Consider the following 11,476-nt stretch of genomic DNA (forward strand, 5'->3'; position numbering starts at 1 on the left):
GCGTCAGTCCCGTTCCCGGTGCGGCACGAATTCGAACGTCAGGCACGCGAACGCCACGGGCAGCAGGTAGCGGAAACGCAGGAGCACGTAGCGCCGGTTCCCCGTCGCATGGAACTTGCCGAGGTAGCGGTACAGCGACTCCAGCGCGATCAGCGCGTCGCCCAGGTGCAGGACGCGGCGGAAGAGCCGGGCGCCGGCACCGGGTGCGTCGGGGTCGAGGAGTTCGGGAAACGCCGCGAACGACAGCGAGACGTAGCGCGCACCGGTCCGCTCGGCGTACCGGATGACGTCGACGGTCATGCGTTCGTCGGTGCCGTTCGGGGCGCCGTCACCGCGCCACGGCACGTCGAGGCTCAGCTCGCGGGCGGAATCGGCGGTGCCGTACCGCTGGAAGGCGACGGCGCGACCGGTGCAGTCGCGGGCGACCACGAGGAGAACACCGGGAAGCGTGCCGTCCAGCAGGTGATCGAGGATCATCGAGAATCCGCGGCGCTGATGTCCGGCGCGGGCGTCGTCGACGATGCCGATGAGTTCCCGGCGTGTCGGTTCGTCGAGCGCGGCTTCGGGGACGATCTCGGTGGTGAGCCCGGCGTTGCGGGTGCGCTGCACCGCCTGCCGGAGGTTCCGGAACTTCCTGCCGTGCAGGGTGAAGGATCCGACGTCGATCACCACGTCGCGGCCGATCGGGACCGCCGTCAACGGTTTTCGGGTGTCGCCGCCGATCTCCCACAGCCGGGTGACCCGCTCCCCCGCGCCGAGCACCGCGACGCGCCACCCGCGTTCGGCCGCGAACTCGTCGAACGCGTCGAGGAGCGCCGCGAGCCCCCGCGGGTCTCCGATGGGATCGCCGGAGACGACGGCGATCCCGGACCGCGCCCGGTAGGCGATCGCCGCGGTGCCGGACGCGTTGAAGTAGTACGACTTCGCCGAATTGAGGGCGAACGGCGACAGTGGATCGTCCGTGGTCCGCTGGATCAGCGAGAAGACGCGGGCACGGTCCTCGGGCTGCGGCACGCTGCGCACCGGAAGCATCAGGACGGGTCCGGTGGCCACGAGGAGCAGGAACCCCGGGGTCGAATGTGCGCTCGAATAGGCCACATCCGCGACCGCCACCATCAGCACCGCCGCGGCCGCATGCGTGACGGTGACGGGCCGTCGCAGGTGCAGTCCCCGGGCCACGAGCAGGACGGCGATTCCGGACGCCACCATCCACGTGCGGACGGGACCCGACCGTCCGGCCATCCACATGAGCACGAGGCCGACCACGACAGTGGCGCCGACGAGCGCCATCCGCGCCGCGGGCGATTCGGGCCGGTAGACCCGCAGCCCAGGCACGGTCGTCGGTGTCGATTTCGAATTCTGCACGCGCACCCCTGCACCCGGAAACGACTGTTCCGTACCTCCAATCTAGCGGCTCCGCCGCCCGTGAGTGGGTAAGGAGTCCCTGGACTCGTTACGCACTCACGAGCGAAGCCGTGGTGGCGGCGCACCGTGCGGCAGGGACGGCCCGACCGCGGTGAGCGAGCCGGCGGCACGCCCCTTGCCCCAGCCGAGTTTCTCGCGGTACCGGCCGATGTGGTCCTCCGGGATGCGCTGACCGTCGACGAGCGGAGTGGACTGCGGGTCGACGTACAGCGCGTCGACCGGGCAGTACGCCTCGCACATGAAGCACGTCTGGCAGTCCGATTGCCGCGCGATCACGGGGATCCCGGTGTCGGTGCGGTCGAACACGTTGGTGGGGCACGCGTCGACGCATTTGTCGCAGCCGATGCACGCCTCGGCCAGCAGAACCTCGATCACGACGCCACCCGCAACAGCCCGTCGTGCACCGCGGCGGTCGAGGTCCAGACGTCGTCGAGCCCACCGGTGAGGATGTGGTGGTGCTGGGTGGGGTCGAGGTCGGGATAGTCGGCGCGCTTGCTCATTCCGCGGGTCTCCGTCCGCGCCAGCGTCGAGTGGTACATCCACCGGCCCACCGCGGTGATCGCGGCGGCCTGCCGGGCACGCACCCGCTCGTCGCCGGAGTCGCCGCCGAGGCCGGCGGACAGTGCCGTCCACAGCGACTCCAGTTCGCCGAGCGCGCCCTGCACCCGCGTCCCGTCCCGCAGGTAGTTCTTCTCGTACGGGATGAGTTCGGCCTGCGCGGCCGCGACGACGGCGGACGCCTCCAGCCCCGGCCGCCCCGTCGGCCGCAGCCCGGCCCCGCCGGCGGGACGCAGTTCGCCCGCAGCGACCCGACGTTCGGTTCGCGCAAACCTAGCGGCCCCGGTTCCGGCCCAGCTGCCGGACGACATCGCCCACGCCGAGTTGTGGCTGCCGCCGCCGGTGAAGCCGCCGCAGATGCGTTCACGGGTCGCGGCGTCCCCGGCCGCGAACAGCCCGGGCACCGAGGTGGCGCAGGTGTCGTCGACCACCTCGATGCCACCGGTTCCGCGGACCGTGCCCTCGGCGAGCATGCTGACCTCGAAGCGGTCGGTGAACGGGTTGATCCCGCGACGGTCGAACTGCAGGAAGAAGTTCGGCTGGCCGAGCCGCATCTGGCGCTGCACCTCGTCGTCGGCGCGGTCGAGCTGGGCGAACACCGGTTCGGACAGCAGTGTTTTCGCGATCACCGACCGCCCCTTGGTGGAGCCGGCGCCCTCGAGGACGCTGCCGTCGGCGTGGAAGAACGTGGCGTAGCCGTAGTAGGCGGTCTTGGTGATGGTGGAGTTGGCGGGAACGATCGCGTAGGCGTTGGAGAATTCCATGCCGGAGAACGTGGCCCCCACCTCGGCGGCCATCAGCGCACCGTCGCCGGTGTCGACGTTCGTGCCGAGCGCGCGGGACAGGAACGCGCAACCGCCGCTCGCGATCACGACGGCGCCCGCGCCGATCCGGTAGTCGCGGTCGTCGTGGCGCTGGTAGCCCGCCGCGCCGCGCACCCGGCCGTCGGTGTCGACGAGCAGTTCGAGGGCCGGCGAGTGGTCGAGAATCCGGACGCCCGCCTTCTTCACCCACGCGCGCATGCGTCGCATGTATTCGGGCCCTTGCAGTCCGGTGCGGATCTGCTTCCCGGTGTCGGGGTCGACCGGGAACGGGTACCGGCCCTCCTCGGCGAGCAGATTCATGGTCGCGTACGTCTGGTCGAGGACGCGGTCCATCCAGTGGTGATCGGCGAGATGTCCGCCGAGTGCTTCGCGGCTGGCCTTGGCCTTCGCCCGCGCGGACGGGTCGGGGTCGACGTACCAGACGCCGGTGCCCGAAGGCGCGGTGGCGCCGCTGGTTCCGCAGTACCCCTTGTCGACGAGGACTACGTCCGCCCCGGCTTGGCGTGCGCGGAGGGCGGCCCACGTTCCGGCGGGGCCGCCGCCGATGACGAGGACGTCGGTGCTCAGGTCGAGAAGTTCGGTCATGAAGGGCGCTCCTGTCGAGGCGGAACAACTGCCCTTCGACGCTTCCGCACTTCGGGCGTCCCCGCCATCGTCAGAATCATCGTGAACCGAATCGCCCGTGCGCCTTTCTGGTTGTTCCAGCTACCAGAAAGGCGCACGGGCGCTATGCGCCCTGACCGTAGTCGACGCTCAGCCAGTGCTCCGGCCGCATCCGGATGATGATCGCGTTGTCGTCGTACGCCTGCTCCACGAACGGGTCGACCTCGTCGGCGGGGAGGTAACGAGCGGCGAGTCCACGGACGATGTCGGCGGTGGGTGCTTCGTCGAACTCCGCCGGACCTTCGACGCTGACGTACCGGTACGGCGGCTTCTCGTGCTGGGCGACGAGGCTGAAGCGGCCGGAGGCGCGGATCAGCCGCTCCTTCAGCGAGCCGCGCCCGGTCCAGACGTACGGTTGGCCGCCGGGTTCGTAGCCGTACCAGATGGGCACCGCAAGTGGGGCGCGTCCGTCGCGGTCGACGGCGATCACCCCCACGTGCACGTCGGCGAGGAACTTCTGACGTTCGTCACTGGTCATCGACAACTGCGACATTTCAGTCTCCGCTCTGGTGATCGGGTTTCGACGGTGGTGCGGGGTCGAGCAGTTGGGCGAGGTGTTTCGACGATCGGTTCGGATCGAGTTGCCGCACCTGCATGTGGCAGCTGAACCCGTCCGTCAGTATTACTGCATCTTCGGGACTCTCGCGCAGCGCGGGGGCGAGTGCCTGCTCCGCGACCTGCATGCTGAGGTCGTAGTGGTCGGCCTCGAATCCGAAGTTACCTGCGACGCCGCAGCATCCGGTGGCTTCCCGCACGCGCGGCACCCCGACGGCCTGCAGTGCCTTCCGCTGGGCCGCCGCGCCGAACACCGCGTATTCATGGCAGTGCGTCTGCACGGTGACGTCTTCGGGCACCGGCACACTCGGGCTCCATCCGGACTCGGTGCGTTCGAGCACCGCACCGGCGAAGCTGCGGATGCGGGCGGCGACGCGTCGTGCGGCGTCGGTGTGGACGAGTTCGGGCAGGTCCTTCCGGAATGCGGCGGCGCAGCTCGGTTCGAGGACGACGATGGGCCGGTCGGTGCCGTCGTCGAGGAGTTCGGCGGCCCTGGTGAGGGTCTTGGTGGCCTGCTTCAGCTGTCCGGTGGAGATCCAGGTGAGCCCGCAGCACACGTCGCTGCGGCACTGCGAACTCAGGCCCGCGTCGGCGAGCACCCGCGACGCGGCCCCGACCACCTCGGGACGGAACCCACGCGTGAACGTGTCGGCGAGTATCACGACGTCCGCGGTGCCGGCCCGCGACGTCTCTCCGACCTCGCGGCGGATCTGCTTGCGGGACGCGAACTCCGGCATCGACCGGTGCGGGGTGAGACCACCCAGCCTGGCCGCGACCTTCGCGAGCCGGCCGGCGGTGAGCCGATTCACCACGGGCGCCGAGCGTTCCGCGATCTTCAGCCACACCGGCAGCCAGCCGAGGGAGTAGTGCGACAGCGGCCGCACCCGGCCACGGTAGTGGTGGTCGAGGAACTCGGATTTGTACGTGGCCATGTCGACGCCGACGGGGCAGTCGGTGGAGCAGGCCTTGCAGGACAGGCAGAGGTCGAGGGATTCCTTGACGTCCTCGGACCGCCAGCCGTCAGCGACGGTCGGCGAGTTGCGGACCATCTCCTGCAGGGCGCGGGCCCGGCCCCGGGTGGAGTCCTTCTCGTCCCCGGTGGCGCGGTAGCTGGGGCACATCACCCCGCCGGTCGACGCGCGGCAGCGGCCCACCCCGATGCAGCCCTGGACGGCGTGGACGAACGGTGCGACGGGGACGTCGCTGGTGGGGGTGAGGTCGAAGGTGGTCTGCCAGGCCCGCGGGTTCACGCCGTCGAGGGCGAGGCTGCCGAGCAGCGGTTCGGGCTCGACGATGCTGCCGGGGTTCAGCACGGCCGCCGGATCCCACAGGCGTTTGAACGTGGCGAACGCCGCCATCATGGTGGGCGTGTACATCATCGGCAGCAGCGCCGACCGGGCGCGGCCGTCGCCGTGCTCACCGGACATCGATCCGCCGAACCGCACACAGAGTTCGGCGGCACGGTGGATGAACCGCGACATCACGTCCCGGCCCTCGTCGGTGCGCTGGTCGAAGTTGATGCGGATGTGCATGCAGCCGGCGCCGAAGTGCCCGTACATCACCCCGGTGAGGTCGAATTCGGCGAGCAGCGCCTTGATGTCGACGAGGTAGTCGGCCAGCTGATCGGGTGCGACGGCGGAATCCTCCCAGCCCGTCCAGGATTCGCCGCCCTCGACGAGCCGGGCGGACAGTCCGGCGCCGTCCTCGCGGACCCTCCACAGCGACGCACGTTCCGCCGGGTCCCCGACGACGCGCGAGTCGACGAGGCGTCCGGCCGCACGCAGCTTCGAGACCAGTTCTGCCCCGCGGAGTTCGACCTCCGCGAGGTCCTCGCCGTCGAGGTCGACGTACAGCCAGGCCTGACCGTCGGGCAGCCCGACCACGGAGTCGGCGCCGCGGAGGTGCCGCATGGTGTCGACGATCGCCGAGTCGATGCCCTCGATGGCGGCGGGCGAATAGTCGAGGATGATCGCGTTGTCGCGGGCCGCGTCCACCAGGTCGTGGTATCCGAGGCACAGCAGCATCGCCGCGGACGGCACCGGCACCAGCGCGACGGTCGCGGCCACGATCACCGCGCACGTCCCCTCGCTTCCCACCAGCGCGCGGGCCACGTCGAAGCCGTTCTCGGGCAACAGGTTCGCCAGGTGAAAGCCGGATACCTGGCGTGGGATGCGGCCGAGCTCGAGCCGGAAGTCGCCGAGATGCTCCTGCGTCAGTTCGTCGAGTCCGGCGGTGATCCGCGCGGCCTCGCCCACCGCGGGCGTGTCGTCGGGATCGGTGGCCCGCAGCCCGTCGCGGGTGGCGGTCAGCCGGTGCCCGCTCGCGGTCACCACGTCGAGTGCGACGACGTGATCGGACGTGCGGCCGTAGCGGACGGAGTGGTTGCCGCAGGCATCGTTGCCGATGGCGCCGCCGACCGTCGCGCGGGACTTGCTGGACGGGTCCGGCGCGAAGGTGAACGCGCCGTCCGTCGCCAGTTGCACGTCCTTCTGCAGATCCGTCAGCACGATGCCGGGTTCGACGACGGCGGTGCGGGCGGACGCGTCGACGGCCCGCACCCGGTTCATGTGCCGGGAGAAGTCGAGCACCACTCCCCTGCCGATCGCGTTGCCGGCGAGCGAGGTCCCGCCGCCGCGGCTGGTGACGGGGATGCCGCGGTCGGTGCAGGCCCGCACGATCGCCACCACGTCGGCGGGCCTGTGCGGAAACGCCACGGCCAGCGGCGGCACCCGGTAATTGGAGGCGTCGAAGGAGTATTCGGCGCGCCGGCGCGTTCCGGTGTCGAGGTCGATGCCCAGCTCGGCGAGCTCGGCATGCAGTTCGGCGGCGGGGCGCGTCAGCTCAGCCACGCGCAGCCCTGCCCTCGGAGTCAGCAACCGGAATCGTCGTCAGCGGGGCCATGGCTACATCGTCGAGCCGCCCCCGAAGATTGTCAACAATCCACTCCGTGAGCCGGTACGGTACGGAGGGGTGAGCGTCGTGCGAACGTCTGCACCCGCCCGGCGACAGCTGGCCGTGCGGGTGGGCGGCGCTGCGTGGGTGCTGATCGCGCTGTATTTCCTCGCGGAGGTCGTGACCGCGCGCGCCTGGCCGCGGCCGTACCGGGTGCGGACGAGTTCCGTCAGCAATCTGGGTGTCACGGGCTGCGACGGGTCGGCGGCCCAGGTCGCGGCCGTCCGACTGTGCTCGCCGCTGCACGCGGTGATCAACAGTGCGTTCGTGCTGACCGGGGTGTTCATCCTCGTGGGGGCGGTGTGCCTGCGCGACTTCCTCCCGCCCGGCATCCTCCGCCGCACCGCGCTGGCCCTGTTCGGTATCGCCGCTGTCAGCGCCGCGCTGACCGGCGTGGTTCCGATCGACGTGGACGCCCACCTCCACCAGGTCGTCGCGACCCCGACGTTCGTCGCGCGCAACGCCGCCATGATCGTCGTCGCGATCGGGCTGTACGGGCGGTGGCGCCTCTTCGCACTGTGGACCGGCCTGTGCTGCCTGGTCGGGATCGTCGGGATGGCGGCGATCCTCCTCCGCGAGGGACCGTTCGGAATCACCGAACGCCTCGCGCTCTACCCGTTCACGGTGTGGGTCGTGACCGCCGGGTTCAGTGCGCTTCGCGCCCGTGCGCCGTTCTGGTTGCTCTGACTACCAAAAAGGCGCACGGGGCGCCGAAGGTGCCACCATGGAGTGATGTCCACAGCCCTCACGCATGCCGCCGCTTCTCAGCAGGTCGCGGAGAACGGCCGCATCTCGATCGAACCCAATCGCAAGCGCCTCCGGGTGTTCTTCGGCGGTCAGGCGGTCGCCGACACCACCCGGTCGGTGTACCTGTTCGAGAAGGGACACCTGCCCGTCTACTACATCCCCCGCGACGACGTGAACTTCGACGTCCTCCAGCCCGTCGACGCGACCACCACCTGCCCGTGGAAGGGCAAGGCGCGGTACTGGGATCTCGTCGTCGGCGACCGTCGTGCCGAGCAGTCGGTGTGGGGTTACGACGAGAAACTCGCGGATTCCCTCGACCTCAGCGCGTACGTCGCGTTCTACTGGCACCGGATGGACGCCTGGTACGAGGAGGATCAGCAGGTGTTCGTCCACGCCCGCGACCCGTACGTCCGGGTGGATGTGCTGCCGTCGTCCCGGCACGTGGAGGTCTTCGTCGGCGACACCCTGGTCGCCGACACGGTCCGCCCGCGACTGCTGTTCGAGACGTCGCTGCCGGTGCGCTACTACATTCCCCGCATCGACGTGCGGTCCGAGTTCTTCACCGCCTCCGATACCAGGACGTCCTGCCCGTACAAGGGGACGGCGTCGTATCTGTCGTTCACCGGGACCGAGAGCACCGATCCGGTGGAGGACGCCGCCTGGTTCTACCCGTTCACCACCGCGGAGGCGTCGGGCATCGGCGACCACGTCTCGTTCTACCCGGACCGTGTGCGGATCGTCGTCGACGGCACACCGGTGGAGAACTGATATGGACGCAGATTTGTCAAGAGGGCAGCAGGAGGCGGACGTCCAGGACCGTCGTCGAGGGACGTCCGCCTCGGGTGGCCCCGGATGAATCTGTTGGTTGGTGGCGAGCGTGTCGGTTGTCGACGCGTTGTCGAAGTCTGATATGCGCGGGTTGGCTACCGCAAAGACAGTTGTTCGGCTGGAGTGGATCGCTGGTCTAACCTCGAGCGTGATCCCAACGTGCAGTTGAGGATTGCTCATAGTTCTCTCGCGGGTCACTCCCAGGCGCTGTTGTCACCAACCGTGTATCATCCGGGACGTTCGTGGGGGCCTTCGGCCCCCGGTCCGTGCCCCCATCGGTCGTCGCCGAGGGAGCGGGGGCAAGGTGGAGTCCCCGCAGCGCAAGCGAGGAGAACCGACCTTGCCGCCCGACGAGCAAACGACCAGAATGGCCCGCGACGGGGGAAGGCCCCATGGGTCAGTCGTCGAGCACGGCCAACGACCAGCACCACCCGGCGAGCTCGCGGGCGATGGCGGTGTTCGCCAGCACGGGACGCTTGCGGCGGGCGTCGAACCCGGCCCAGCGCTCGTGCAGGCGCCGGTTGCCTCGTTGCCCGCGGGCTCGGGCCGCCGGTGAGGCCTTGTCCCAGCGGCGCCGCAGATCCACCCCGGCACGATAGGGCTGCCGGTGATGCCAGGCGGCCTCGATCAGCAATCGGCGCGCGTGCCCGTTGCCGGTCTTGGTGATCGCCCCCTGCGAGCGGGAGGCGCCCGAGGACGACTCGGTGGGCACCAGTCCCAGGTACGCGCCGATCGAGCGGCCGGTCAGCCGGTGCCAGTCCCCGATCTCGACCGCCAGCCCGAACGCGGTCAACGTGGACACCCCCCGCAGGCACCCGAGCCGGGTCACCACCGGGGTGTAGGCGCTGTCGGCGGCCATCCGGGTGATCGCGGCATCCAAACGGTCGCGCCGGCCGACGGCGGCGAGCATGGTGTCGTACGCGGTCTCGTACGCCAACTGCAGACCGGGTTCATCGAAGTGCTGGCTGCGCAGCCAGGTGTCGTGCACCTGCGTCCACGCGTGCCCTCCGCAGTAGACGATCCCCTGCCGCAGAAGAAGTTTCGACAGCCTGTGCCGGGCCGCCATTAGATCCCGGCGGACGTCCTCACGCGCGCGCACCAGATCCCGGGCGGCCTCCTGCGCCACGCTCGGCACCGTGACCGAGGTGATCTGATCGAGGTGCAGCAATCTCGCCAGATGCCGTGCATCTCGCGCGTCGGTCTTGACCCGATCTCCGGACGGGCGCTGCAGCTTCGAGGGCGCGGCCACCAGACACTCGATGCCGACCGTGTCCAGGAAACGGGCCAGCCCGAACCCGGTGGGCCCGGCCTCGTACGTCGCCTTCACCGGATCCGGCAACGACCGGATCCACTCGAGTATGTCGCGATGATCGGGCGTCAATCGGCGCTCGAACAGCTCACCGGTCCGCCCGTCGAGGCCGCACGCGACGACCGATCGTGCGTGCACATCCAATCCGACACTCGTACGCTGATTCATTGCTGGGGCCTCCCACATCTTGTGGCTCTACCGGCCAGGACCCGTTTCCTGTCGGCAACCCACGTTCACATGTGGAGTGGGCCCCAGCCCATACCCTCATACTGTCTAGCGGGCCGGCAGCGGCGGCAGTTCGAGGTTGTCCCGGAACGTGCCGCCCACGTAGTCGTCGCCGACGATTCCGCGTCGCCGCAGTTCGGGCAGCAACCCGTTGACGACGAAGTCCCGGGTTCGGTCGTCGGCGAGCCCGCCGAGGGAGATGACGTCGAGAACACCGGCGTCGTAGCGTTCCTGTACGGCGTCGACGAGTTGCTCGGGTGTTCCCGCGACCGCCCAGTGGCCGGTGTCCTTGGACGCGATGATCAGCTCACGCAGCGTCCGCCCGGACGCGGCGAGACGGCTGAAGATCTCGACCCGGCCGCGGCGACGGTTCACCGAGTGGACGTCGGGCAGGACGTCGGCCGGGATCGGCTTGTCGAGCGGCAACCCGGACAGGTCGATGTCGCCACCGAACATGTCCTCGAGCCGGATCCGGCCCGCGTCGAGGTCGGTGGCCTCCTCCTGCTCCCGGACGAGCCGGCGCACCTCGTCCTCGGACGCGCCGTAGGTGGCGTGGAACGAGCTCATGATCAGGGGCAGTCCGTCGGCGCGGCCGAGTTCCGTGGCCCGCGCCCGGATGCTCTTGGTATAGGTGACGGCGTCCTCGAGGGTGGGCAGCGACGTGAACACCACCTCGGCGAAGCGGGCACCGAGCTCCACGCCGGCCGTGGATTGGCCGGCCTGGAACTGCACGGGCCGGCGCTGCGGCAGCGGCGGGATGTTGAGCGGACCCTGCACCGTGAAATAGGTGCCCGCGTGGTCGATCGGCCGCACCCGGTCGGCGTCCAGCGCGGTACCTCCGGCTCCGTCGGACGTGAGCGCCCCGGGTTCCCAGCTGTCGAACAGTGCGTTGATCACTTCGAGGGATTCCGTCGCGCGGGCGTACCGCTCCTCGGGGCTGGGGAGGTCGAGGTCGCTGTAGTTCTCCTCACCCAGCGACGACGTCACGGCGTTCCACGCCGCGCGACCGTTGCTCACGTGGTCGAGGGTGCCGAACAGCCGCGCGAGGTTGTACGGGTGGTGGAACGTGGTGGTCACCGTCGCAATCAGCCCGACGTGCGAGGTCACGGCGCTCAGCGCGGACAGGAAGATCAGCGGTTCCTGCGCGCCGATCGCGCCCTGCGCCCCGAAACTGAGGAGGTCTGCGGCGAACAGCGCGTCGAACTTGTTTGCCTCCGCGATCTTCGCGATCTCGATCGAGGAGGCGACGGTCGACTGCTGCGGGTCGATCGCCGCCGCATAGGTGCTGACGGCGCCGCTGACTCCCGTCACCGTCTTCAGTGGGCGGCGTCGCGCAGTACTCATTCGCCCAGCCTAGGGACGGCGGGCCGGTCGGCCCAGCGTTCGGATC

9 protein-coding genes are annotated in these 11,476 nt (G+C 69.8%); 2 read left to right on the forward strand and 7 right to left on the reverse strand.

What is annotated here, in order from left to right; genetic code table 11:
* Window positions 1-3 precede the first annotated feature (3 nt).
* From JWS14_RS08375 to JWS14_RS08395, 5 genes are all read right to left on the reverse strand, one after another.
* Complete coding sequence (locus JWS14_RS08375) at window positions 4-1,371, reverse strand: bifunctional lysylphosphatidylglycerol flippase/synthetase MprF (protein WP_206012856.1); 1,368 nt, start codon at window positions 1,369-1,371, stop codon at window positions 4-6.
* Between the two features lie 90 nt (window positions 1,372-1,461).
* Window positions 1,462-1,800 carry a 4Fe-4S dicluster domain-containing protein gene (locus JWS14_RS08380; protein WP_072945860.1) on the reverse strand — a complete coding sequence of 113 codons (339 nt, stop codon included), beginning with the start codon at window positions 1,798-1,800 and terminating at the stop codon, window positions 1,462-1,464.
* Entirely contained in the window at window positions 1,797-3,392 is a 1,596-nt protein-coding gene (locus tag JWS14_RS08385; RefSeq protein WP_206012857.1) for an FAD-dependent oxidoreductase, read from the reverse strand. The genes JWS14_RS08380 and JWS14_RS08385 overlap by 4 nt, the downstream gene beginning before the upstream one ends.
* A 142-nt stretch (window positions 3,393-3,534) precedes the next feature.
* A complete protein-coding gene (locus JWS14_RS08390; protein ID WP_072945856.1) occupies window positions 3,535-3,963 on the reverse strand; it encodes a pyridoxamine 5'-phosphate oxidase family protein in 429 nt (142 codons plus the stop codon).
* Window position 3,964: 1 nt separating this feature from the next.
* On the reverse strand, window positions 3,965-6,874 hold the full coding sequence (locus tag JWS14_RS08395) for an FAD-binding and (Fe-S)-binding domain-containing protein (protein WP_206012858.1): 2,910 nt from the start codon (window positions 6,872-6,874) through the stop codon (window positions 3,965-3,967).
* 130 nt (window positions 6,875-7,004) lie between these two features.
* Between JWS14_RS08395 and JWS14_RS08400 the strand changes: the two genes are divergently transcribed.
* Both JWS14_RS08400 and JWS14_RS08405 read left to right on the forward strand, forming a co-directional pair.
* The gene (locus tag JWS14_RS08400) at window positions 7,005-7,664 is read left to right on the forward strand and encodes a DUF998 domain-containing protein (RefSeq protein ID WP_241031657.1); all 660 of its coding nucleotides are present in this window, start codon (window positions 7,005-7,007) and stop codon (window positions 7,662-7,664) included.
* Window positions 7,665-7,709: 45 nt separating this feature from the next.
* On the forward strand, window positions 7,710-8,492 hold the full coding sequence (locus tag JWS14_RS08405) for a DUF427 domain-containing protein (protein ID WP_206012859.1): 783 nt from the start codon (window positions 7,710-7,712) through the stop codon (window positions 8,490-8,492).
* Between the two features lie 457 nt (window positions 8,493-8,949).
* Here the strand turns inward: JWS14_RS08405 and JWS14_RS08410 are convergent, their stop codons facing one another.
* Together JWS14_RS08410 and JWS14_RS08415 are read right to left on the reverse strand one after the other, a co-directional pair.
* Window positions 8,950-10,029, reverse strand: a complete 1,080-nt coding sequence (locus tag JWS14_RS08410) for an IS110 family RNA-guided transposase (protein ID WP_241031290.1) — start codon at window positions 10,027-10,029, stop codon at window positions 8,950-8,952.
* 105 nt (window positions 10,030-10,134) lie between these two features.
* Window positions 10,135-11,430 (reverse strand): NtaA/DmoA family FMN-dependent monooxygenase, encoded by a 1,296-nt coding sequence (locus JWS14_RS08415; RefSeq protein ID WP_206012861.1) that lies wholly within the window; start codon window positions 11,428-11,430, stop codon window positions 10,135-10,137.
* Between the last annotated feature and the right edge of the window lie 46 nt (window positions 11,431-11,476).

The sequence above is a fragment of the Rhodococcus koreensis genome (assembly GCF_017068375.1).
Lineage (GTDB): Bacteria > Actinomycetota > Actinomycetes > Mycobacteriales > Mycobacteriaceae > Rhodococcus_F > Rhodococcus_F koreensis.

Excerpts from the sequence above, each read along its gene's own strand:
- JWS14_RS08415 (WP_206012861.1), bottom strand. The coding sequence starts at position 11,430 with ATGAGTACTGCGCGACGCCGCCCACTGAAGACGGTGACGGGAGTCAGC.
- JWS14_RS08385 (WP_206012857.1), bottom strand. The coding sequence starts at position 3,392 with ATGACCGAACTTCTCGACCTGAGCACCGACGTCCTCGTCATCGGCGGC.
- JWS14_RS08390 (WP_072945856.1), bottom strand. The coding sequence starts at position 3,963 with ATGTCGCAGTTGTCGATGACCAGTGACGAACGTCAGAAGTTCCTCGCC.
- JWS14_RS08405 (WP_206012859.1), top strand. The coding sequence starts at position 7,710 with ATGTCCACAGCCCTCACGCATGCCGCCGCTTCTCAGCAGGTCGCGGAG.
- JWS14_RS08410 (WP_241031290.1), bottom strand. The coding sequence starts at position 10,029 with ATGAATCAGCGTACGAGTGTCGGATTGGATGTGCACGCACGATCGGTC.